Here is a 24,065-nt window from a genome sequence, read left to right as displayed (position 1 = left end):
AATTATCTCACGAATTATTCTTCGATTCTATCCACTGTCTTGTTTGACGGTTACTGTATTACGTAAAAATACATTGAAATGTATTGTAGTACAACAAAAAAGGCAGTAACCGAAGTTACCACCAAGTTCATGATACAATTACTATAACACTAATATAAAAGAAAAACTTTATGAAATATTTGGAGTAGAAAGAAAGTTAACGACATGTCGGCTGTACCCGTATTTGGTTAGCAATCATTATAAAATATACATATAACTCCGCACACATTTTTGATGTAGCAAACTATATGTATCTTATAGAGACTTAAAATTTAACTGTGCAGTTACTTTTACAGGTTTTATTACCTTGACAAATAATAATTGTAACATTTTTTTAGATATGTCATATAGAATACACGAAAATATGCACACTACTATAACGAAGGTTATATTTCCCACCCAATTGGCTCTTATTACATTTATATTAATATGAAGAATGTGAAAACTTAATGAACCTAATATATCAATAACCAAAATATGAAGAAAGTATATTGGCATAGAATAGCTACTAATTTTTTCAATAATTTTATTATTTACGTTACTCTTTAGTGTAAAGATAAATATTGAAATGGAAGCAAATATAGTAGTTATGAAATACTCTTCAAACGTAGAATTAAATAATATTCTCCACAAATACCTTTCAACTACTTGAGATAGGCACATAAAAATTGAAAATGCTAAAATAATATTATTATTAAATTTGATTTTGTTTATATCCACTTTTCGTATATACGTTCCGAGTATTATATAAAATAGACCCAAAAGTAAAAAGTTTCTTGTCATATATATAGGTAATATTGTATGGAATAATTGCATTGATAAGTTGGAAATAAATACACCTATTAGATTCAATATTATACTGATGATAAATAAAATTTTCAGCTTATTAAAATAATTGAAAATATAGATAATCATCAACGCCCAAATAATATTTATTAAATACCATAGCTGAAAACCAAACTTAGGGTCGATTAAAATATACTTCATGTTTGTTATAAAATCGCTTTCAAACGTTGGCAGTTTATTCTCAAGTAATGCAATGATAAAGTAGTATAATATGTAAATAAATTCATAAAAAATATAATACTTTGTTAGTTTTATTATTTGTTTCTTAAATTTTATTCGAGTGTAATTAGGTTGAAGAATAAAGTAGCCGGTGATCATGAAGAAAATTGGCACGGCAAATCTTGCTAGAGCATCCATAGCTATAGCATCCCTAGCAATTCCAGAATGTGCAGCAAAGGTACTATGGATTATAACTATAAAAAAAATTGATATTAGTCTTAATAACTCTATTGATTGATTTCTTTTCAATTTATTTCGCCCCCAAAATAATTGTATTTTTAAATATATAATATCTTTTTTCCAAAATAAGTCAATACAATTTTCAAAAATATAGTATAAAAGGTATTGTTTGCTACATTCTTACAATCTCTTTTGGGACACTCGATATGCGTAACAACCTCAGTTCTTACTGTGGTTGCTATCTATGTTACTACGTAGGCCATGCTGCAATTGAGCGTAGAAGGCGAACGCTCAATGACCGTTTAATTTACTGAATTTTTAAGGTTACTTTTCAGTACATGACAGGAATGCTCCCTCACCTCCCAAATATAATGCAATTGGAAACTAGCTGATTATACTTTATTATTTTCCGCAATAACTCCTTCTCCTCCAAACAACACCCATTTAGTAAAGCAATTAAAACCTTTACTCTTATTTGTAGCTGCCTGTATTGTACCTTAATTCTTCATCTCTGAATGATTGAAATATATCCACCTATTAGCGCTTATATTTCAATCATCTTCTTCTCTTCGTTAAATAAGCATCTAAGCTTTCTATATTCATCCATTTTACATTTCCTGTATAATATACTTTTACTCATCATCCTTTACCAATCTATAGCCTGAATAGCAACCATTTTTATCAAACCATTCTTCAGGGTTTAAAACTATTTTAGGTTAGTAAATTAACGAAATCAGTTGTTGTTACTAATCCCCAATGTTTTATGATTACATCCAAATGGATTCCACTGATAAAATATGTGAAATTTATTATTATAGCTTAATCTATTTTGATCATTAATTAAACCTAAAGGCAGCTCAATATGAAAATTATTTTGCCATATGGTTTTTTCTTTATAACCATAATACTTGTCTAAATTTTGATTTATTTCTTCATATGATTTATTGTCTATCATTTTTTCCTTTTTTCCAATTAATTAAAATGTATCTAAAACTCTTCTTTATCTCACATAACTCTTACTCCATTATATTTTTCAACCATGTTTCAGCTAGATTTATCCATTGAGCACAAGCTGGATTTAAATGTTCTGGTTCGCTGGCAGAAACTTCATCATAAAGCGCAGCCCCATGAGCTCCTGATTGGAATATATGAAGTTCAAAGGGTACATTAACTCTTGATAATGCATTGGCGAAATTTAATGAGTTTGCAACTATAGTCTGATTATCATCTGCAGTATGCCATATGAATGTAGGTGGAGTATCTGTATTTACAAGATGCACAGGACTAATACTTGTTATTTGCTCATCTGTTGGAGTTTCAGTATTAAATAATGCTTTTTTAACATACTTCATCATATTTATAAAATTTTTATCAGTACTGCTTTCAATGTTTTTTTCGATTTGGGTTGTATCTAATAGTGGATATCCCAATATCATTGCAGAAGGTTTTATCATCTCATTTTTAATATTAAATTTATTTGCAAGATTTATATCATTCCATCTTACACCTAAACTTGCGCATAAATGTGCACCAGCAGAAAAACCAGCTAGAATGATTTGATTAACATCAATTTGCCATTCTTCTTCATGTTTACGAATAAATAATATTGTTTGAATCAAATCATATAATTGTTGAGGAAAGATTCCTTTTTCATTTACAGTAGGGAGAGTTTCTTCATTTAAAAATTTTTTTGGCTTTTCTAAAAAATAAGTATTATAACGTAATACAAATGTATGATATCCCATGGTGTTAAATTTTAAAGCTACTGGTTCTCCTTCTTTTTGAGATGTTAATAAATATCCACCACCTGGACAAATGATTACAGCTGGTCTTTTATTGGTTTTATTTATTCGTTTTTGCTCATCAAGAATGTAAGCATATAAACACGCATTTGTTCCATTAATTAATGTTTTTTCAAATATCATATTTCAATCTCCTTTATTGTATAAGTAATAATTCTTCACCAACCACTACTTTTTCTTTACTCATAAATCTTACCTCATGAAATTGTGGACTGTTGGTAATTACAATCACCACCGATCATGGCAGCTATAAATGTTTTTTTTGTTTTAAGTTTATTCCATACATTGCAGGTTCTGTAACTCCACAATATGCGGCTAATACAGCAGGAATAAAAATAGCTTCAAATCCTTTTTAGATAAATTATTAATAATAATTGGCATTAAACTATAATGAAGCCTCCTATCATTGTGATAACTGGCATAAAGGCACCTAAAATAGCAAGCAATAACCAACCTAATCTTCCACTTAATAATGGTGCTCGTTAAGTGGAAAAGACTGCTCAAAAATGAACGAATAGCAATTAACATTTTCGGTATCGGCGATGACGGGCAACACTATTCCAAAAGATCAGATAAAAGTCAGTGAGTTTATCATAAATGAAACAAACCACAAAGTAGAATGTTGTCCAGTCGGAAAGGCCCCACTGTATGCACAATATCAAGAAGATAAAGAGGTCTATCGTGCCAAATTTGCAAAGCCAGATTGTGAGAATTGTCCGCTTCTTCCCCAATGTCCCATTGAGATAAAGAAAGAAATGAATACCCTTCGCTTTACGGAAAAGAAATTACAGGTGGATCGAATGAGAACGGTCATGACAAGTGAGGAATGCTGTAAATTAGCTGATTTTAGAGCGGGAGAGGAAAGAATTCCATCGGTATTATGGGGAATCGAATTGATTTTAATTCCAATTTAACCCATTCGTTTAAAAATAAATTAATGGATATTGATAAGGTTTGGCTGATATTTAGAATAAAAATGCCTCTTTTTGGGGGCTAATCATAACAATATAATTTTAGCAAAGATGGTGACAAATTTAAAGATTATGAAACAAATTAATTAATTTGTTTTGCGTAGTTGCAACGCAACTAGTACGGAGATTTTTCAAAAAATATAAAAATATTTTCTTGATTTTCAGAAAATAAGAATCGGAATTTAAGAGAACTTAGACGATATAAATTTAACATTTAATAAAAGATGAACCTGAAAGAGCGAGATTTTGTCTCCATCTTTCAGGTTCATCTTTTATTAGTGTCATCAGACCGGCCGACTAAATAATCAAGGGAAACGTTGAAGAAGTCAGCGAGGGCAATAAGCCCAGTGAGATTGGGTTCTCTATCGCCTGATTCGTAAAAACGCCAAGCGCGGGTGGATATGCCAAGTAAGTCAGCTAATTCTTGTTGGGATACTTTATTGCGCTGTCTTAGTGCCTTTAATCTGCTAGAAAAGTTCATATAAAACACTCCTAAAAAAACGTTGACAGGAACTTTTTGTTAGTTTGTGCGAATACTGACAATTGGGAAAGTGCTGTTCGGATTGGTGGGGAGATATGTTCAGAGAGGCTGCGTGGAAGAAGCATATGTGGAAGCGGCTGTTCAGATGGTAGGGGAGGTAGGACCTTTTGTAGTGATTTATCCTGGGCTAGCTGTTTGTTATGCAAGCTCACATTGTGGCGTGAAGGAAATAGGAATGAGTTTAATCACCCTGGAAAGGTCTGTTTACTTTGGGAACCGCTTCAATGATCCAGTTAAAACCCTCATCTGCCTTGCAGCCAAAGATGATATTTCGTATATTAAAACCTTAGAGCTAGTGGTAAAAAAGATTCAAGATGGCAGTATTGATGAGATTGCAAATGCGGAAGAAATTGACGAAATCATAAAACTTATTCATTAAAAGCAAAGCAACCTAAGCCATTGCAAACTGCGTGGTTTAGGTCACTTTGGTATGTTCGTCGATTCTTGAGGATTCTCCTAGACTGCGACCTTAGAAGGTGAGCTTTTTTATGTTTGTGAGGAAAAGAAGAACCTCTGTGTTTTATAGAAAACGCAGAGGCTTTTACTATTTAAAAAATGATAGTCATTCATAAAAAATCAACAAATGCACGAACTATCTTGATGTCTAAAGAATCTTTTTGAAAATGCATCCATGTATTTCGGGAGAGTTGTTTTTATCAGTTAGATCGATTTTGCAAATACCTTGTCTTTTACCCAAAATTCTCAGCAATCTTACAATAGGGTTCTTTAATCTCTTCTACTTCTTTTAATAGTCTATCAAAAATTTCTTTGACGGATAGTATTTCTTTTATTTTGTAAATATACTCGCCAGCAAACACTAATCCCGTTTCAACATCACCTTGCTGTGCCCTACAGAGCGCATTAATTATACAAAAGTTGTGATTACAATGCTTTAAGCAAGCCCTACAAGCTTGAGATGGTATAGGACCTTGATTAATTCTTTCAACAAATGGATTTTTCAAAGCACGTCCCGGAAGCCCTACAGGGCTATTGATTAATACTATGTCCTCAGGCTTCGCTTTTAAGTAAAATTCTTTGAGTGCAGGTGCAGCATTTGATTCTGTGCTAGCAGCAAATCTAGTACCCATTTGAACTCCATCGGCACCAAGTGCTAACGTTTCAACTATATCACGACCAGTAATTATACCACCCGCACCAATAACAGGAATGTTAACGGCACTTTTTATGTCAGACATAAGATCTCCTATAGAATGATCAGTAGTACCTAAATGGCCACCAGCTTCTTTTCCTTCAAAAACAACGGCGGAAGCACCTAATTTTTCTGAAAGTGTAGCTACTTTTACCGATGAAGCTAATGTAATAATCGGAGTACCAGATTCTTTTCCCATACCAAATACGTCACGTGAGAAGCCTGCACCAGCCACTACTAGATCAATACCTTCTTCAATAGCCGTTCTAACAAGTGCTTTAAATTCTCTTGCAGCAACCATCACATTAATACCAATTATTCCTTTTGTTATTGAACGTGCTAATTGAATCTCACTACGCAATTCATCAAAAGACATACCTGAACCAGCAATTATTCCAATACCACCAGCTTCCGCTACAGCTGCTGCCAAACGTGCAGTAGAAATTCTTACCGCCATTCCTCCTTGAATAATAGGTAATTTAGCCACTAAGCGGCCTATTCTTAGTTCTGGAAGTTTCAACTTAATAACTCCTCCTCATTATGCTATTTTCAGTACCCTCATAAAGAATTAATAACAAGCTTTATGAGGGTACTTAAAATATAACATGCCATGAAAGAGCGGTCTTGACTATTTTTGCAGTTTCCATCTTCTTTAGTAATTCTAGCAAATAGGGATATAAATACAAAATTGCTTTGTATTAAAATAATTTTCATCATAAGCTTCCATAGAAATAAAGTCGATTAGCGATTGATTTAAATTAAGACCGGAAACCAAAAGTGACCTACGGATATCCTCAAATACGGTTTTGTAAATCACAACCATATCTGCGGAATATTTAAAAACTGCATAATCTGATTTTGGCACTGTCAATGCTACAAAATCAGAACCGATATGCTGTTGCTTCATTTCACAGCCAGTAAAATAACTAAAATCTTCATTTACACCTATTTCACTTTTTATTACATTATATAAATGTTCGATTTTTTGCGGTTTAACAACGTCAGTTACAAATTTTTGAACTAAATTAACTAATTTATCTAAATCACTCATTACCGTTTGATTGAAATTGATTCTTCTTCCAATTAACTCAACGGGACCTAAATGTTGTATTCTAAAGTCGACAATAATATCATTATGAAAGTTTTTAAACTTTCTTTCAATGATTTCTTTTTTTTCAATAACGGGTATATTAAAATCTAGTTTCCTGCACTCGATTGGCGTAATTGTAAAAAATTTTTTAAAGCTTCTAGAAAATGCTTCATGTGACTCGTAACCATAGTCAAACGCAATATCAATAATATTTTTCTTTGTCGCTTTGATTTTTTTTGCTGCTTCTGTCAAACGTCGTTGATTAATATAGTCCGATAGCGTCTTACTCGTTAAGGATCTAAATATCCTATAAAAATGATAGTGAGAAATATAATATTTTGCCGCCAGTTCATCTAGGCTAACTGCTCTATTCAAGTTATTTTCAATATATTCAATGGCATCATTAATCATTTCAATATAGTTCATAGACTCACTCCTTTACCACAGTAAAATCCATTCTCTAACTTTTAAAATTATTCCACGAATTATTAAGAATTCCTCCCGTAGGAATCTCAGGATCAGGCTGACTTGTTAAATCAATTGACTTATTGTTCTTGCTAACTTAAGTGAATTTCAACAAGTCAAGCCTGACCTCAAAACTATGCGCACAAGTGTATAACAGAGTTAGGATAGATGGGTGACTACAACGCCTGTATCACCAAATTTGATTGGTGGCGCATTTTTATTACCTGTATTTTCGATGGTTTCATTTTGTAAAGATATTTTCCAGATACAGTCGATATTTTCAGTAAGTCTAAGGTATACTGTCTGAGCATGGGGGTCAAAGACCCAGGAACATTCGTTTATCCCCGCTGATGTAATCAAAGTAATTATGGCGACAATTATTGGTGCGGCAATAAATAAACGGCTTCAAGAAAGCTAAAATCATGGTATAAAAGAAGTCCACTTGGCGCACGGGACGTTCCTTTTGGAAGCGACGGGAAGCAAAGGGACGGCAGACCGTGTGAAAAGCAACCTAATATTCCACTGTAAATCTTCCTAACTATATCCTGTACCAATAAAATACACTCTAAGTACTTAAAAAGTTCTATAGAGATATAATTTCAGTAGATCTTTGGGGTTATAGGGCGGTCTTCCCGTAGATGAGCAAATGACTTTTTTAAATTCAAGTTCTTTTATATCAAGTAGCTCTACATATTCTTCTATGACACGAACCGAATTATCTTCACCGATATAGTCATCGAGGCATTCAGGAAACAGTATCGAGTAGGTTCTTTCTTCGCCTTTTATAGCCCATAAATCCACCTCTTCACTATCTGAATTTATATCTATATTTTATCATATTTGTAGATTTATGTAATTATATTTGGTTACTTTTCACACATTCTGCCGTCCCCTCGCTTCTCTTTTCATGGAGACGCCGTTCAGCTGGCCCAGGAAGTAGATGGATTGGACGCCGTTATCTCAGGACATTCCCATCAGAGGTATTTGGTCAGGTACATAGTATTCGGGTTTAAAGTTTCTTCAAAAACTCCTCTATTTCGTTCATATAGTCGGGTACAGTGATTTGTCTTGGAGCGAAAAGACTTATCAATAGTGCTTGAAGCTCCGAATCAGCGGTTTGAGTGCTCAGCATGGAATGTTCGGTATTAGGAAAGACGGCGACGGTCAGCAGTGACGATTTAATCGTATTGCGATACACCTGCTCTGTCTCTTTTACATTAACATGCCTATCTTCCTCACCTAATAGCAATAGTACAGGCGAATTAAAATGACGAAGATCATCGGTTGCATCTGATAAAAAGTTCTTGCTGACAAATGTCCAGCGATCTTTTGAAATCAAACTATTTCCGTGAGAAATTTTTAGATATTTTTCATAGGAGGCATGACTTTCTAAAAGTTGCTGCACTTGCCGATCATACGCTTCGTTGTTTTTAGTTTCTTCTTCAGAGTATCTATTTATTTCCATTGTTTTGCGTGTATGATATTTTCCCTGGGTCAGCCAGTTAATTGCAGGCGATACAACAATACTGAATGCGAGAGGTTCCTTCTCGGCAAGCTTTGGAATAACCCACCCCGCTTGACTGGCTCCCCAAACTCCAATCTGTTTTTCGTCAATCATCGGCTGCTTTTTTACCCATGTAATGGCCTGACGACTCTCTTCTACACGGTCGTCCATGCTCTGATCTAACCAATTGCCTTCTGATCCATTAATTCCTCTTTTATTGAGGGACAAGGAGGCGTAACCAAGGGAAGCTAGCCGCTCCCATAGCGGCTTATAACCATCATTATGCGAGGCATCAAGAGGCCCGTCACCATGAATAAACAAGACTAATCCCAGCTTACCTGAATAGTTTTCGGGCAGTACCAACGTCCCTGTTAATTTTCCTTCGGGTGAAGGGATCTCAACAGATTGCTCGACCATATTAAAACTGTTTTGCTTCAAAATAAAAAGTGCTGTACCGCAAAATAGTAATACAATTACAATCATAGAAATTCGAATATTTTTTTTCATAATTACTCCTAAATCATTCCAAAATGATAGTGATTATTTCAAGTTCAACACCATATAATCCCATTTAAACTCATTAAAGATAAGATACCGCGCTAAGCTATTCTTCTGGTAATGAGTGTGGAATGACAGCTGTTCGTATAGATGCTTGGCCCGTTGATTTTTACCTGATACGTGCAAGCTTAGCACATCTAGGAATGGCTCGGCTTGTACATAATGCTGTGCCCACTGCAGCAACTGTTTCCCAACTCCTTTGCCTCGATGCGCCGGATGGACAGAAACATCTGCAATATAACATTCTCGGGCTTGTGGCTGGTGGTTTAAGAAATATAGCGCGAGGAATAATTTAACGAGAGTCCACTTTTCAAACATTTTGAAGGCCTGCCAAGGAAATTTTTGCTTTTCTTGCTTCAAGTTTGATTCTGCCTTCCACTTTATGGACAGGCTTCCTATCACTTCTTCATCTTGCAGGGCGACAATTCTTTGATTTGCTGGCTCAACGGGGAAATAATCAAAAAGCTTTTCGAAAAAATGAGCAAGATCCTCATCATTCAAGTTCGAAAGGGGTTTAAATTTCCCGCCAAATCCGTGAACAAGCAAGCGGCTGATCTGCTTATTGTACTTTGCCTGCATCGGTTCAATAATTATGGATGTATCCGTCATGTTTAACTCTCCCTTCGAAATATTATTACAGGTAGCCTGATTGATTTTCTTTGATCAGGCCAGGAGCTTTTTGCTGTTTCTGCTGCTGCGGCTTTTACCGCTGGACTATGCGTCAGTGCCAGGCGAACACTGTCTGCTATCGATTCGTTCCTTTCTCTGGCGTTGAATTTTCTTAAACTGACCTAGGTCAGTTGTGGGGCAAAAAAAGATGCGTTGTTCCTACGCAATCCTACAGTTGGGTATTGGATAATTCGATTACTCCTTCCTCGAACCCCGGATTCGCGCCAATATGGATTCGGCATATCCGATACTGACCTGGGTCAATTGTATTTTATAAAAATATGGTATGCACTGTCAAGAAAAAAGTGAAGGGGTAGTAGTGGGGCTCTCCAGGATAGGCATGATATAATAATAGTATAAATTGTTAGGCTATGGTCACTATACTTTGATGTTCAGGTTGTGGTACAGTATGGCAATCTAATAGAATTAGGCGGTAAAGTATATGAAGTATAAATGGACGATTGGTGAAATGGCAAAACTGTTTGATGTTTCAACCGATACGTTGCGCTATTATGAGAAGTCCGGATTGCTTTCTTCCGAAAGACACAGCGATAATGGATACCGGTATTATGGAGGATAAAGTTGCAAGGCCTTCCGCTTGATGATCAAGGACTGAAAGTAGAGACAGTCCAAAGCATCAACTGTGAGGATCAAGGCTCTTTACTCTATACGGTTCCTACATTTCACAATCCAACTGGAGCAGTGATGTCAAACGATAGGCGTAAGGAGTTATTATCAATATGCCAAAGCAAACGACTCCCGATTGTTGAAGACGATGCATATAGCGAACTATGGTTTGACGAACGACCTCCCCTACCCTTAAAGGCTTTTGATAAAAATGGCCTTGTTTTATATATGGGGAGCACATCGAAGGTATTGGGTTTTTGCAATTAATGTAACTGGACCAATGCGAGCTATCAGAAAGGTTATTCCTATATTTACCAGACGAGAAAGCGGCGTCATCGTAAATATTGCTTCGACAGGGGGGCTTATGGGGTCAAGGGCAGGGGCCGCCTATACAGCGGCAAAACATGCAGTTATAGGACTCACTAAAAACGTAGGTTTCCAGTATGCAACATTAGGGGTCCGTTGTAACGCAATTGCTCCTGGTGGTGTTAAGACAAATATTAATAAATCAATGGGAAGACCGCATAAATTTGGCATGGGACGAGCAATGTTGGGGATGAATTTAAATCCAAGAATCGGTGAACCGGACGAAATTGCTAAAGTTGCTTTATTCCTTGCTTCCGATGATTCTAGTTTTGTTAACGGTACAGTAGTTATAGCAGATGCAGGTTGGACTGCTTATTGAACAATATTTTATGTGCTGTATTTTTAGCTGCTGCTATGTGTTTTTCAGCGATTGAACCGTGATGACCATTTCTTTTATTTTATTAGTACTGGTTATCGGTAGCATAATGCTGGTAGGATGTGGGAAAGTAAATTCCCAATCTGCTGTTCTCACCTGGGAAGACCCCAACAAGGACCCGCTATTTGCCCAACCGTATATCGATGTGGATGAAACATTTAGTTTTCAAGCTAAGGATTTTTATATAAAACTAGATTACAAAGAAGTATTTACCTTGGAGCAATATCCTATCACAGGAAAACGTCATTACTTTGTAAAGCAATTGTCATAAATGATACAATGGATTATACAAAATCTAGAGTGCTCTTATAGTTGCTATAATGAATGCACCTAATAGTTTCTGCGATAGGAGGATAGGTTCTTTTGCATAGTGATTATATTATGAGCATCAATCAGGCGTTAAACTATATCTATCTGAACTTGGATAAGAACTTGACAGTGGATGAGATAGCGGATCATTGCTGCTTTTCGAAGTATTATTTCAATCGAGTATTTAAGTTAATCGTTGGTGAAAATATATATTCCTTCATAAAGCGAATGAAATTGGAGAATGCTGCTTTCAAGTTGAGAACTTCGAAAGATAGCCCTATAACCAATATTGCAATAGAAATTGGCTACAGTCCGTCCAATTTTGCATCTGCTTTCAAACAATCTTTCGGATTGAGTGCCACTGATTATAGGAAAATGAATGGTGTACCCTTCAAGGATTCTTTTGCTGTTGTGTTCGATCATATTCATAATCTAAAAAAGAAAGAAAATATATTTGAAGAGATTGATGCCAAAATGCGGATAAAAAGAATGGAAGGTATGAATCTAGTATATAAGAGGACTATTTGTAACTACACGAGAGACCTACAAGGAGCATGGGAAATCTTTTGTGAAGAAATGGAAGAAAAAAATTTACTGGATACAAATTCTCGATTTGTGGGTATTTCTTACGACGATCCACTAATTACGGATGAAGATCGATGTATATATGATATGTGTATGGTCGTTGATCAAGTATCAGGTATCAATGTACATCGGATTGAATCAGGGATGTATGCCTGTTATGAGTTTTACGATAAATTGGAGAAACTTATATTGGTATTTAATGAGATTTTTGCTTTTTGGCTCCCTTTTTGCAAATATGAATTAGACAATAAACCAAGTTTGGAAATTTACCATGAAGGGGTCGATGAAAAAGGAAATATATCTGTTGAAATTTGTATACCCATAAAGAGTCGTCAAAATTAAAAAGCTCAAATTCAGAAGCCCCCTTTTGTAAAAGAATGTAGAATACATAGCAGAAAGATAGATATGAGAGGGGTATTCAGAAATGAGTGAAATATTTCAAGAAAAAAATATCATTAAAACGTTTTTAAACTATTCCATTCCGTGTATTATAGGTATGTTTCTTACATCTTTTATTATCATAGTTGATGGTATCTTTATTGGGTGGAAAGTAGGAGAAAATGGTCTTGCGGCAATCAATCTTACACTGCCAGTATTTTATATTTTAATGGCAGTTACGATAACAATAGGGGTTGGCGGAGTAACCCTTGCTACACAAAGCCTTGGAGCGAAAGAAAACCATCGTGCAAATTACTACTTTTCATTTTCTTTGATGGCAATTTTCGTTGTGAATACAATAATAGTAGTAATGATTGCAGTATTTTTGGACGAGGTCGTCATGCTGTTAAATGCGAAGGACTTTATGTATCAATATGTAAAGTCCTTCCTTAGTGTCGTAGTATATTTTTATATATTCATGATGATGAATATGGCGTTCTCCATGTTTATCAGAGCAGAGGCCAAGCCACAATTATCCTTACTTTTTGGATTGGCAGGAAATATCTTTAATTTTATTCTGGACTATGTGTTTATTATGAAAATGGACTGGGGCATGAAGGGAGCCGCATTCGCGTCAGGTATTGCTGTTTTGCTGCCGTTTTTATTTGGTATAGGATATTTTTTAACAAAAAGATCAGTCTTTCGATTCAATAAATTTACCGTTACGTTACTTGATTTCAAAAATATATTGATGATTGGTTCGGCGGAGTTTATATCACAAATTTCTATTTCAATTACTACATTTATATTCAACTTGGTGCTGCTGGAGAGATTTGGTGTCAATGGGGTTGCTGCATTTACCATTATTGGTTACGTTTTATTTATACAGAATATGATACTTACTGGAATTGCGATAGGTATTCACCCAGTTATAAGCTATAATTTTGGGGCAAAGAATATAGGAATGATTTTTAAACTACTAGAAACGGCTTTAAAAGCTGTATTTTTAGTAGGGGTACTGGTATTTATGGTGTCCTTTGTTGCCTCCGAAAGTATAATCAGTATATTTTCTAAGGGAAATGCGGAACTTTTACATATTGGCGGGATAGGACTGAAATTCTTTTCAGTCGCTTTTCTACTTAATGGCTATAACATGATTGCGTTAGTATTCTTTACTTCCATTGGCGAAACCAAGGTAGCTGCACTGGTTTCCAGTCTGCGGAGTCTTATTCTGCTGGTGATTTTTTTATTGGTGCTACCATATATCTTAGGTGATATAGGAATATGGCTGACTACGCCCTTGACAGAGGCCGTAACTCTTGTAATAGCGTACTTTCTAGTGACTAGAACGAAAGAAAAACTGACTCATTAAAAGGTGAAGGCAAGAGGTGGAAATAAGGGCCGTACTAAAATAATTGGTGCAAATGAGTCCCATATAGAGCAGTTTGCACTCATTTCACTACCCTTGGACCGCGATTCGAAACCTCGAAAGACTCGAATGAAATCGATGCTTTCTTATGCAGTCAGAAAGAATCCAGCTATATTCTTTCTGGTTATGCGGGCACAGGCAAAACAACGATCGCTGAGAACATCGTCAAATATGGGCTATCCCTTAAATACGAATGTATCATCACAGCTCCTACCAACCAAGCCACGGCCAGAGCCTTTCTCCAGTCAGTTGTTGCTAACGAAAATCATAAGTGTATTCCTTGACGGACATCGTCGTTACTGAAGTTCCGATTACTATTTTGTAGTTGGAACTTCATGTATTTTAATTCCTTTCAGTTTTATCAGTAATATTATATTAGGGGCGATGACAGCTTCACTGGTACTACCCCTATTGTTTTTTCTTCAATACGAAAATCGTAAGCTGTTATTAGATTGTCCTCAAGATAATGTAGGCATGTATACTAATGAATGTGACTAGCTAGTTACAGTTGCATACGACCTAGTAAATGTTTGTTATTCTGTACAAATTGGCAGAAAATTTTAACAAGCGGATTGGCATTAGGCTCGATAACACCCAAGGCAGTTATTCGCTTAATAGGCATCCGTAGTGGAATAATGGTAATTCCATAGTGTCGGAATGCGTTCGCAACACTGAAGGTTAAAAAAGTAATACCAAGTCCCGAGGCCACTAAGCCCACCATAGTATCTATTTGATTGCTTTCACAAATAATTTCAGGGATAAACCCTGCAATTTTGCAGGTAGATTCACATATATAACGCATAGCGTTATCTGATCCCATCAGGATGAATTTTTCGTGTTCAAGATCTTTTAAATCTATTGTAGGTGACTGCGTTAAGTTAACGTGATCCTTAGAAGCTACGACTACGATATTATCTTCAATTAAAGGAGTGATTTCAAACTGCTTGTATCGCTTTAGGGTTGGCGGAGTTAAGAAAGCAACGTCAATATCGTCAGATAACAGTTTTTCGCATAGTATAGAACTACCTGCTTCCGTAAGCCCCAATTCTATTCCAGGATGAGCTTTGTGAAAGGTGGCTATTAACTGAGTGATGCCAAGATACCCCATTATAGGTAAAGCTCCAATGACTATGTGGCCTGCTTGCAATGAACTGTATTTTTGCATGGCACAGGAGGCCTGATTCATATCGTTTATCACACGGTATGCATACTCGTAAAACTCCTTGCCAGCATCTGTTAAAACCACATTTCTCGTATTGCGCTTAAAAAGCTGCGTTCCAAGCTCGCTTTCAAGTTTTATAACCTGATGAGACAAAGACGATTGAGCAACATGAATTTTATTAGATGCTTTAGAAAAACTATGATATTTTGCAACCTCAATGAAGTATTGTAATTGGTTTAATTCCATAATCATCACCTAGCGTAAAAGTCGATAAATCAAATCTAATATATGTATTTTACCGATAAATGGTTTAAGAGTATAATTATAACATTAATTCAAAAAAAATCAATTCATCATTAATGTATTGATTACTTTATTGTAAAATTTATTATACTTTCATAAATATTGCCCCAAAAGTTAACTTTCGTGATTATAAAAGCATAACAAAAAAGAGAGGTAAGGAGGACACTCGTTGATTTACAAAAATCAAAAGATTTATGATGTAATAGTTGTCGGCGCAGGAGCAGCCGGTGTTGCTGCTGCAATTGGAGCAGCAAACACTGGTGCGAAGACCTTGCTAATTGAACGTAATCCTTATTTCGGTGGACAAGCAACACATTCAATAGTGCCTACTTATTGCGGCTTTTTCACTCAGAGTAATCCTCCAGAACAAATAGTAGGGGGGATAGGGCAACTCGTTTTAGATAAGCTGTCAAAACTAGGATGCTATACCGGTCCTAAACGTACTCCTAACACAGGTACATCTATAGTTCCCTTAGATATGGAAGCAACAAAGTTTGCGTTGGATCAGTGCCTTTTGGAATCTCCGGTAGAGGCACTCTTGCACGCTACATTAATTGCAGTAGAGGTGCATGATTGTTGCGTTTATTCCATTACATGTGCTACTGATGGTGGTAAGCAGACTTTTGAAGCATCTGCATTTGTTGACGCTTCGGGAGAAGCAAACTTAGCTGCGCTTTCAGGCGGGGGATGTAGGATTGGTGACTACAAAGGCATTTTCCAGGCAGCTACTCTGGTATATCGTATCGGTGGGGTTACACTTTCTGCTGATGCGCATCCATTAAAAGTTCAATCAGCTATCTGCAGAGCCAAGGCTGCAGGTATTCCTCACTTGACTAAGGAATTAGGAACAGTCATTAGGATGCCAGAGCCGTCAAGAGATGTAATAGCAATGCTGGCAGACGAAGATGCCAATGGCCTTGATGCTTGGAACCTTACTCAATGTGAAATATCCGGGCGCCGTCAAGCTTGGGCATATCTTGAAGCCTTCCGTCATTACCTGCCAGGTTTTGAGAATGCCTATCTGGTTCAAACAGGACCCCAAATTGGCATACGTGAAACACGTCATATTATTGGAGAAGATTTTGTAACGCAAGAGGATGTGCTAAATGCAAGGCGATGTCCAGATGCAATTGCCTGTGGCGGGTGGCCTATTGAATTGCATCCTGAACCGGGAAAGAAAAATGTTTGGCTTCCGATTAAAGATCAGTCTTACTACCATATTCCGTTAGGGGCGCTAAAACCAATTAATTTGAAAAACGTTTGGGCAGGAGGGAGAATCATTAGTTGTGACCCATACGCTTTTGCATCTGTTCGTGTTATGGGAACTGGTTTTGCAACTGGTCATGCAGCTGGAGTCGCAGCCGCACTACAACAAAATTCCACTTATGCAGATATTGGAGTTATACGAAAAGAATTAATGCGCCAAGGCGCAATCTTATAAAAGACGAGGTGGTTAGTGATGAATATACGCGGCATTCAAATTACGTGGGTACAAGTAGGGGTATTATTTATTGCGTGGCTAGCATTCTTATTTTCCTTCGTGGACAGGCTCTCATGGTCGCCAGTGATGCCTATAGCAAGTAAAGAACTTGGGCTATCTGCTAAAGAAGCCGGAAGCTACATGACAGCTTTTTATATTGGTTATGTGGCTACTCAACTGCCCGGAGGACTTCTAACCGATAAGTATGGATACCGAAAAGTACTAATTGGATCGTTTTTGGTTATGGGGATTTTTACTGCTCTCATGGGAACCATTACTTCTTATCAACAGGGGTTTATTTATCGTGTTTTGGCAGGAGTAGGTTCTGGTGCCATATTTTCCGCTTGTGTTAGAGCGATTTTCGACTGGTTTCCCGAAAAATGTCGTGGTACGGCAATGGGTTTTTTAATAACTGCCTCCTCATTAGGGCTTTCCGTTACTAACTTTTTTGTACCCGTTCTCGCTCGGGATCATGGTTGGCAGTTTTCTTTTTTCATCGCAGGACTTCTTCCTCTAGGAACACTGGTATTTGCTTGGTTGTTACTTAAAGAGCGAACGCCGATTGAACACCAAGCAGCCAAAACATCCTCTGATTTTTGGCAAGAAGTTTTCAGCCTAACTCAGAATCGGGGGCTGATGATCACTGGCCTAGCGGGATTCTGTGCTATGTGGGCTACCTGGGGTACTGCTACATGGGCCAATACCTATATCAATAAAAGTTTTAACCTTAGTCTAGTTCAAGTAGGTGCAGTGATGTCCACTTATGGGGCGGCAGCACTTCTTTGTAAACCAATAGCAGGGTTAATGCACGATCTGCTGAGTGGTAAGCGTAAGTATTTACTATTCGTGATGCTTATATCATTCGGAATCTTGTTACTGTGGTTCGGAGTAAATAAGAGCATGCAAGTTCTATATATTCTTGCGCCGTTACTCGGTATTGCCGCATTTGTCTATAGCCCTGTAATGAGTACCTTAGTGGGAGAGTTAGTTTCTCCTAATTTAGTTGGTACTGCTATAGGCTTCGTAAATGCAATTTGGCAGCTTGGATCACTTATTTCACCATTGGCGGTAGGTGCAGTAATCGACGCAACTAATAATTTTTTATATGCGTTTGCTATGTTAGCCATTGGTCCAATAGCGGGAGCTTTCATTATCCTATATATTAAGGAACCTCAACAAGCTGTTCGTTTGGAAAATGAAAGACAAAAGACGGCGTAGCACGCTCGTCAGCTATTGATGTTAATGGGAGGATCCTATGTTTCGAACTCATAAAGTGAAGTTAAAGTAAAATTTTAACGATTACAGGAAGGGAGATGTGAGTATGACAGGCGATACCCAGATGATTGATGCTCAATTATTTATCAAATGGTTACGAGTGATGGCAGAGGGCATGGAAATCCATCGCGGTGAGGAATATTTTGATGGGGCTGCAAAATCATACCGCGTTACAATTGCCACTGTGCAATCTGGCATACTCGACATACGGCGTTCTATAGAAAGTGGAGAATAATATCTTGGTTATTCTACTGTTGTTATAGTAGAGGAAGAGTTCATAAATCTTTAAATGGTTTTAATTTAGTTACTTGAAAGTTGAATAACCGCTCTCACTGAGACGATTGGGAGATGAGTAAGGAATTAGTTATCAAAGATATAAATATGAAGGAGAGCGTTCCATTGAAAATGGCTAGCGCAAGTAACTGTATGATAAAAGTCTATACGTCTAACAGTACATTGGAATTAGCAGAAGTTAGGTTTAATAGATATATGCTAATAGACTATAACGGTAACGAGTATATGATCTTGGACTACTTTGGGCAAAAAAGTCTATATAAATTGCACCACGATGAAAGAGAACGAATGGGAATTATATACATAGATGCTATTGATAAAATAGATTCTGATAAACAATAAATAAAATCGTATTAACAGGCTGCTGCGGCGGAAGGCCGACCTAAATGGTTAAATAAAAACTGCCGGCACAAATACCGGCAAATAAAAGACAATATGAGTGGATCTTTTGTGAATAGAGCAAAGGATCTTTTTTGAGAGTGCGGAAAATTTTGTGTAAATAAGTATGAAAGATCTTCCTTTATGGCAAGAATAGGAATACAACTATTCAAGTCAGAGAGGAAGGTTTTTTATGTCAGCGATACCAAAAGAAGTGATCCGAGAACTAATTAAGAATCAAAAATTTAGTAGTACGTCAGAAGTGTTGGAAGCAATAAAAGATATGTTTAAGGAAGTCCTCCAAGAGGTAATGGAAGCTGAATTAGAGACAGAACTTGGGTATGAAAAACAAGAACGCAGGTTGGAAAATGTCGAAACGGATCTGTCGAAAAACTACCGGAATGGCTACTCTAAAAAACGAGTAAAAACGCAGATCGGAGAAGTGGAAATCAACGTTCCCCGAGATCGTAATGGGGAGTACGAACCACAGATTATTAGTAAATACAGCCGTAATGCCGATGGGATGGAGGAAAAAATACTATCCCTGTATGCTGCTGGGATGAGCACTCGTGATATATCGGAACAGGTTAAAAATTTGTATGATATCGAAATATCTCCAGAACTGGTTAGTAAAATTAGCGAAAAAATCATGCCACAACTCACCGAATGGCAAAATAGACCCTTGGAAGCTGTGTATCCATTTGTGTTCATGGATGCCATCCATTATAAAATTAGAGAGAATCATCAAGTAGTAACGAAGGCTGCTTATGTGGTGTTAGGCATTCCAATGGATGGCTACAAAGAAATATTAGGAATTTGGATTGGACAGAACGAAAGTAGTAAGTTCTGGCTTGGTGTGCTAAATGAGCTAAAAAGCCGTGGAATACAAGATGTCTACTTATTTTGCGTGGACGGATTGAGCGGTTTTCGGGAAGCGATTGGTGCTGTATATCCTCAAGCTGGAATACAACGTTGTATTATCCATCAGATCCGATCTAGCATGCGATTTGTCAACTACAAGCATATGAAAGCTTTTACCACAGATTTAAAGGAAGTTTACACAGCCGTGACGGAAGAAGCGGCTCTGGGAAGATTGATGTCCTTTAAAGAGAAGTGGGGTACTCAATATCCAGCAGCCATCAAGAGTTGGGAGGATAACTGGGATATTCTTTCCACATTCTATGCATACCCTCCAGCTATCCGTAAAATAATATACACAACGAATATCATTGAGGGTCTGAACCGACAATTTCGAAAAGTTACCAAGACTAAATCTGTATTTCCAAATGATGATTCCCTACGCAAAATGTTGTATTTAGCGTCGAATCATATTGTCAAAAAATGGACCCAACGCTACCGAGATTGGGAAATGGTTTTGAATCATTTAGCTCTTCTTTTTGAAGATCGTTATGCGATCTAATTGCCCTAAAATTAAAATTTCTCGGGCACGCCAGTAGCATTCACGCTGCCGCGTGCATACTTCCGTCATGTCCGAGAAAAATAATCCTTAAGGGCAATCAATGAGATTACTTTACCTAGTAAAGTCACCTATTTCTTGCTATAAGGAATTTCAATTTACACAAAATAAATTACACTCCCTCTTTTTTGTTTTGTATCCCAAAATATAATATCAAGTGATGCTTTAATTTTGGCTTTATCTTCTTTAGTTAGCAATATACCTTCGAGTAATATTTATGGCTGATCAAGAAATTTAATTAAGTCATTAGGAGGTTCTTTGCTTGGTTGAGCAAATTGGAGTCTGGCAGTATCATTATTTAATAAATAATCAACTGGGATGTCATGGGGACGGGGTTGTCGACAATACAATAGTTGAAGGTTAGTGTCAATAACCCCGTCCCTTGTAAGATATAGTACAGAAGGGTTATCCATTTTGAGGCAGGGAAAATCCGAACAATCAGTCTTATGTATAATAGGGATGAAGGATATGAATGCCCCCGTCCCAGGGAAGATTTTTTCTATACCCATGACACAGACAATTCATCCATTCCCAAAGTATTTACGTTTTAGCTGGTTGGGAGTATATTCCCGCTTCACGTGCAAGGCTGTCCCATATTATCAGATAGCCGAAATGATAGAAGTTCAACCTAGACCGACCTGCACAGATTCTTTAATGATTTGAGTACCTCCAAATTCCATAATGTTTTTTGGATAAAAATAACTTGCTTTGGCAAAATACTGCTTATAATGTAAAAATATAGAAGGATTTAGCATTTATGAAAGAGAAGCTACCCATAATCTACCTTGTTAGTAGATTTATGGGTAGCCTCTTTCAGGTTTGACATAGTAGTAAAATATAAGCTGTCTCTTTTAGACAGGTACAATCACAGGGAAAATGGAGGTATAAGCATGAAAAATATTGATATGGTCGTTGAGGGAGATATTTTAACAATAAGGGTAGATTTATCCAAGCGATTTGGCAAGTCAAGTAGTGGTAAATCAATCATTATTGCAAGCACAGAGGGGAACCAATCTATACCTAGTAATGATGATATAAAGATTGGATTAAATGTCTATACGAAATAATAATAGTAGTCAGACAATAGATGTGCGAGTCAAGGAATCGTCACCCGACTCATCAGCGGTGAATTTATCATTAGAGGTGAATATGATGGGAATTTTATCTGATCTGCCCAATATTGGAGAAATAGTTGAAAAACAACTCAATGATGTGGGAATTACAACCTATGAACAATTGAAGGAATGCGGCAGCAAGCAAGCTTGGTTAAAAGTACGAGCAATAGATCCTTCCGCCTGTATCCATCGGCTATATGCGTTGGAAGGGGCTATCCTGGGTGTTAAGAAGAACCAGCTTCCAATAGAAACGAAAGCGGAGCTGAAAAATTTTTTTAATGCATTTAGCAAATAAAATTTATAAAGAAGGAACCTGTCCCGGTGTTCCATATAGACTCGTAAGTTATTCTCAGGAAGAATGTAGAAAAATGGCTAGTGAATTCAATGATTTGGCATCAGAAGTATGGAACGCCTACTCTCAACTTATTATCAAACTATCTGGTATTTCACCAATTCTTTCCTCATTTAATGACACCAAATCATAAGGTTGAATTGCTTCATCACCACGCCTTGCATTAGATGTCCGCATTCCCCAAATGCTTATACTATCTGAAAAAATATTGGTACCATTTGTATATTTCAGAAAATTAACATAGTCTTCAGGTAATGTTTTCCCTAAACTATCTTGTAACGCATCGATGGTCTCATTAGTTAAGCCAGCGTAAATTATATGTAACCATGCCTGGGGTGCAATGTGAGGTACATGACAAATTAATGTAGCACCGTTAGAAATACTTCTGGATGGTAACGTTTCACCAATTGAATATCCCTTCCACCTAATATATAATAGATTCTACTCTTATTATATATTAGGTAGAGGTTTAATTTTATGAAGTACGGCGACAACGCAAAGCGAGGTAGTAATGGAACATTCCTTACATATGATATTGGCGGGGCTAATTCTAGGAGTTGTATTGGTGATTTTTACATTGGGAAAAAGCCCCTTTTTTAGAGTAGATCGTGCGGGAGCTGCTATCATTGGAGCGGTAGCGATGATAGGAACGGGTGTTTTATCATCTGATAAAGCCACTGCGGCGGTAGATTATAAGACAATCATCATTTTATTTTCAATGATGATTCTAGTAGCAAATTTGAAATTAGCTGGATTTTTTGAGTTTGTGGGAAACAATCTGCTGCGGGTGGTATCCAATAAGAACAGCTTGTTGTTTGCTATTATTTTGGTAAGCGGAGCTCTCTCTGCTTTTGCGATTAATGATATTGTCTGCCTGCTGTTTACGCCCATTGTACTACTTCTTTGCCAGAAAATTGATTGCAATCCAGTACCACATCTCTTGGGGGTTGCCATGGCCTCTAATATAGGCAGTGCTGCGACTTTACTAGGCAATCCACAAAATATACTAGTGGGCAGTTTGTCAGGGATGTCATTTTTGTCTTATTTTATCACTGCAGCTCCTGTAGCAATCTTAGGGCTGTTTTGTACTTTTATCGTGATTGCATTCTATTATCGTAAAGAGCTTCATGGCGGTTGGAGAAAGAGTCAGCAAATTCCCGTAAATGCCCATATGTATTTGATTATCAAAAGTTTATTGATATTGACATTTATCTTAATTATGTATTTATTTGGTTATGATTTGGCATTGGTAGCCAGCTTGGGTGCGGCAGTATCTTTAATGACTCGACGAGTAGAACCGAATAAAGTGTATGCCAGTGTGGATTTTAACCTGCTGGTTATCTTTATTGGCCTTTTTATTATTGTTGCTGGAGTCGAAGAAAGTGGATTAGTTTCTTATATTTTTGATCAATTCTCTTTTTCAAAAGTGAACGACTTAGGCGTTTTTGCTATAGTAACCGTTGGCTTATCTAATTTGGTAAGCAATGTCCCTGCGGTGTTATTAATTCGTTTTCTTATTCCAGATACCGAGATAGAAGTATGGTGGAAGGCTTTAGCTTTATTTTCAACTCTTGCCGGAAATCTCACGATTGCTGGATCTATTGCTAACTTGATTGTAGTAGAGATTGCCAAACAAAATCATGTCTATGTTACCGCACGGGATTATTTTCGCATAGGTTTTCCTCTTACGCTGCTTGTTACCTTCATCGGATATTTATGGTTGACCTTTATTAGATGATTTTAGTGATGAGAAATGAAAACACATCTAAGATTATGCTATAAAGTATATTAGGAATAATTTAGGCAAAGAACATCTAGTAAATGATTTATTATGTCGATTTCCTGAGTATGGACTTGGTGGCTTGCAATATCAAACTATGATTGAGGATAACCACGAATAAGAAGAAGCAGAGGAACGCGTCCCCTCCATTCTTCTAGAAGGATTTAGCATTTATTAAGAGAAGCTACCATAATAAATTAATTAGTAAATTATAGGCAGCTTCTCTTTTAGTTGATATGAGAGCAATAGAAAGATAGTTTAGAACTTATCGGTTTAAAATGGGACAAGGAACCTGTCCCTGTAAGATATATTACAGAAGGGTTATCCATTATGGGCTAGAAAAAC

28 protein-coding genes are annotated in these 24,065 nt (G+C 36.7%); 17 read left to right on the top strand and 11 right to left on the bottom strand.

Annotation, left to right across the window (positions count from 1 at the left end):
- Positions 1–294: 294 nt before the first annotated feature.
- The 3 genes from LMF89_RS22615 to LMF89_RS22610 all read right to left on the bottom strand — a co-directional run bounded on the left by LMF89_RS22615 (position 295) and on the right by LMF89_RS22610 (position 3,209).
- Positions 295–1,353, bottom strand: coding sequence for an acyltransferase (locus LMF89_RS22615; protein WP_229537071.1), 1,059 nt, complete (start codon positions 1,351–1,353; stop codon positions 295–297).
- Between the two features lie 664 nt (positions 1,354–2,017).
- Positions 2,018–2,239, bottom strand: coding sequence for a hypothetical protein (locus LMF89_RS26395; RefSeq protein WP_369412691.1), 222 nt, complete (start codon positions 2,237–2,239; stop codon positions 2,018–2,020).
- 61 nt (positions 2,240–2,300) lie between these two features.
- Positions 2,301–3,209: an alpha/beta hydrolase gene (locus LMF89_RS22610; protein ID WP_229537070.1), complete on the bottom strand. Its 909-nt coding sequence runs from the start codon at positions 3,207–3,209 to the stop codon at positions 2,301–2,303.
- A gap of 419 nt (positions 3,210–3,628) precedes the next feature.
- On the opposite strand from LMF89_RS22610, the gene LMF89_RS22605 reads away from it, so the two are divergent.
- Positions 3,629–4,000, top strand: a complete 372-nt coding sequence (locus LMF89_RS22605; protein ID WP_229537069.1) for a transposase — start codon at positions 3,629–3,631, stop codon at positions 3,998–4,000.
- Between the two features lie 322 nt (positions 4,001–4,322).
- On the opposite strand, the gene LMF89_RS22600 is transcribed toward LMF89_RS22605, so the two are convergent.
- Entirely contained in the window at positions 4,323–4,538 is a 216-nt protein-coding gene (locus tag LMF89_RS22600; RefSeq protein ID WP_229537068.1) for a helix-turn-helix domain-containing protein, read from the bottom strand.
- Between the two features lie 46 nt (positions 4,539–4,584).
- Here LMF89_RS22600 and LMF89_RS22595 point away from each other — a divergent pair, with 46 nt between their 5' ends.
- The gene (locus LMF89_RS22595) at positions 4,585–4,977 is read left to right on the top strand and encodes a PTS sugar transporter subunit IIA (protein WP_369412690.1); all 393 of its coding nucleotides are present in this window, start codon (positions 4,585–4,587) and stop codon (positions 4,975–4,977) included.
- Positions 4,978–5,287: 310 nt separating this feature from the next.
- On the opposite strand, the gene LMF89_RS22590 is transcribed toward LMF89_RS22595, so the two are convergent.
- The 5 genes from LMF89_RS22590 to LMF89_RS22575 all read right to left on the bottom strand — a co-directional run bounded on the left by LMF89_RS22590 (position 5,288) and on the right by LMF89_RS22575 (position 9,974).
- A complete protein-coding gene (locus LMF89_RS22590) occupies positions 5,288–6,268 on the bottom strand; it encodes an NAD(P)H-dependent flavin oxidoreductase (RefSeq protein ID WP_229537066.1) in 981 nt (326 codons plus the stop codon).
- A 141-nt stretch (positions 6,269–6,409) separates the two neighbouring features.
- Complete coding sequence (locus tag LMF89_RS22585; protein ID WP_229537065.1) at positions 6,410–7,264, bottom strand: helix-turn-helix domain-containing protein; 855 nt, start codon at positions 7,262–7,264, stop codon at positions 6,410–6,412.
- A 612-nt stretch (positions 7,265–7,876) separates the two neighbouring features.
- Entirely contained in the window at positions 7,877–8,104 is a 228-nt protein-coding gene (locus LMF89_RS26500; protein ID WP_500797129.1) for a transposase, read from the bottom strand.
- 208 nt (positions 8,105–8,312) lie between these two features.
- Positions 8,313–9,314: an alpha/beta hydrolase family protein gene (locus LMF89_RS22580; RefSeq protein ID WP_229537064.1), complete on the bottom strand. Its 1,002-nt coding sequence runs from the start codon at positions 9,312–9,314 to the stop codon at positions 8,313–8,315.
- A 33-nt stretch (positions 9,315–9,347) separates the two neighbouring features.
- Positions 9,348–9,974 (bottom strand): GNAT family N-acetyltransferase, encoded by a 627-nt coding sequence (locus tag LMF89_RS22575; RefSeq protein ID WP_229537063.1) that lies wholly within the window; start codon positions 9,972–9,974, stop codon positions 9,348–9,350.
- 502 nt (positions 9,975–10,476) lie between these two features.
- On the opposite strand from LMF89_RS22575, the gene LMF89_RS22570 reads away from it, so the two are divergent.
- The 7 genes from LMF89_RS22570 to LMF89_RS22540 all read left to right on the top strand — a co-directional run bounded on the left by LMF89_RS22570 (position 10,477) and on the right by LMF89_RS22540 (position 14,388).
- The gene (locus LMF89_RS22570; RefSeq protein WP_229537062.1) at positions 10,477–10,614 is read left to right on the top strand and encodes a MerR family DNA-binding transcriptional regulator; all 138 of its coding nucleotides are present in this window, start codon (positions 10,477–10,479) and stop codon (positions 10,612–10,614) included.
- A 2-nt stretch (positions 10,615–10,616) separates the two neighbouring features.
- On the top strand, positions 10,617–10,928 hold the full coding sequence (locus tag LMF89_RS22565; protein ID WP_229537061.1) for an aminotransferase class I/II-fold pyridoxal phosphate-dependent enzyme: 312 nt from the start codon (positions 10,617–10,619) through the stop codon (positions 10,926–10,928).
- Positions 10,929–10,941: 13 nt separating this feature from the next.
- Positions 10,942–11,346, top strand: coding sequence for an SDR family oxidoreductase (locus LMF89_RS22560; protein ID WP_229537060.1), 405 nt, complete (start codon positions 10,942–10,944; stop codon positions 11,344–11,346).
- 58 nt (positions 11,347–11,404) lie between these two features.
- Positions 11,405–11,674: a hypothetical protein gene (locus LMF89_RS22555; RefSeq protein ID WP_229537059.1), complete on the top strand. Its 270-nt coding sequence runs from the start codon at positions 11,405–11,407 to the stop codon at positions 11,672–11,674.
- Positions 11,675–11,766: 92 nt separating this feature from the next.
- On the top strand, positions 11,767–12,639 hold the full coding sequence (locus LMF89_RS22550; RefSeq protein ID WP_229537058.1) for an AraC family transcriptional regulator: 873 nt from the start codon (positions 11,767–11,769) through the stop codon (positions 12,637–12,639).
- An 82-nt stretch (positions 12,640–12,721) separates the two neighbouring features.
- Positions 12,722–14,047, top strand: coding sequence for an MATE family efflux transporter (locus LMF89_RS22545; RefSeq protein WP_229537057.1), 1,326 nt, complete (start codon positions 12,722–12,724; stop codon positions 14,045–14,047).
- 131 nt (positions 14,048–14,178) lie between these two features.
- Positions 14,179–14,388: an AAA family ATPase gene (locus LMF89_RS22540; RefSeq protein ID WP_369412693.1), complete on the top strand. Its 210-nt coding sequence runs from the start codon at positions 14,179–14,181 to the stop codon at positions 14,386–14,388.
- A gap of 218 nt (positions 14,389–14,606) precedes the next feature.
- On the opposite strand, the gene LMF89_RS22535 is transcribed toward LMF89_RS22540, so the two are convergent.
- Entirely contained in the window at positions 14,607–15,512 is a 906-nt protein-coding gene (locus LMF89_RS22535) for a LysR family transcriptional regulator (RefSeq protein WP_229537056.1), read from the bottom strand.
- Positions 15,513–15,738: 226 nt separating this feature from the next.
- Between LMF89_RS22535 and LMF89_RS22530 the strand changes: the two genes are divergently transcribed.
- From LMF89_RS22530 to LMF89_RS22500, 7 genes are all read left to right on the top strand, one after another.
- The gene (locus LMF89_RS22530) at positions 15,739–17,010 is read left to right on the top strand and encodes an FAD-dependent oxidoreductase (protein ID WP_229537055.1); all 1,272 of its coding nucleotides are present in this window, start codon (positions 15,739–15,741) and stop codon (positions 17,008–17,010) included.
- 18 nt (positions 17,011–17,028) lie between these two features.
- Positions 17,029–18,267, top strand: a complete 1,239-nt coding sequence (locus tag LMF89_RS22525; protein ID WP_229537054.1) for an MFS transporter — start codon at positions 17,029–17,031, stop codon at positions 18,265–18,267.
- A 103-nt stretch (positions 18,268–18,370) separates the two neighbouring features.
- Complete coding sequence (locus LMF89_RS22520) at positions 18,371–18,559, top strand: hypothetical protein (protein ID WP_229537053.1); 189 nt, start codon at positions 18,371–18,373, stop codon at positions 18,557–18,559.
- Between the two features lie 164 nt (positions 18,560–18,723).
- Complete coding sequence (locus LMF89_RS22515) at positions 18,724–18,960, top strand: hypothetical protein (protein ID WP_229537052.1); 237 nt, start codon at positions 18,724–18,726, stop codon at positions 18,958–18,960.
- Between the two features lie 229 nt (positions 18,961–19,189).
- Entirely contained in the window at positions 19,190–20,416 is a 1,227-nt protein-coding gene (locus LMF89_RS22510) for an IS256 family transposase (RefSeq protein WP_229537051.1), read from the top strand.
- 947 nt (positions 20,417–21,363) lie between these two features.
- A complete protein-coding gene (locus tag LMF89_RS22505; RefSeq protein ID WP_007961343.1) occupies positions 21,364–21,540 on the top strand; it encodes a hypothetical protein in 177 nt (58 codons plus the stop codon).
- On the top strand, positions 21,524–21,883 hold the full coding sequence (locus LMF89_RS22500) for a TfoX/Sxy family protein (protein WP_229537050.1): 360 nt from the start codon (positions 21,524–21,526) through the stop codon (positions 21,881–21,883). Before LMF89_RS22505 ends, LMF89_RS22500 begins: the two co-directional genes overlap by 17 nt.
- Before the next feature lie 123 nt (positions 21,884–22,006).
- Here the strand turns inward: LMF89_RS22500 and LMF89_RS26390 are convergent, their stop codons facing one another.
- Entirely contained in the window at positions 22,007–22,255 is a 249-nt protein-coding gene (locus LMF89_RS26390; protein WP_369412692.1) for an SMI1/KNR4 family protein, read from the bottom strand.
- Positions 22,256–22,451: 196 nt separating this feature from the next.
- Between LMF89_RS26390 and LMF89_RS22495 the strand changes: the two genes are divergently transcribed.
- The gene (locus LMF89_RS22495) at positions 22,452–23,678 is read left to right on the top strand and encodes an ArsB/NhaD family transporter (protein ID WP_229537049.1); all 1,227 of its coding nucleotides are present in this window, start codon (positions 22,452–22,454) and stop codon (positions 23,676–23,678) included.
- The last annotated feature ends 387 nt before the right edge of the window (positions 23,679–24,065 follow it).

Origin of the sequence: Pelosinus baikalensis (assembly GCF_020819555.1) — a bacterium.
Classification (GTDB): Bacteria; Bacillota; Negativicutes; order DSM-13327; family DSM-13327; genus Pelosinus; species Pelosinus baikalensis.
Note: the sequence above shows the minus strand (reverse complement) of the source record. Positions and strands in the feature narration are given on the sequence as shown.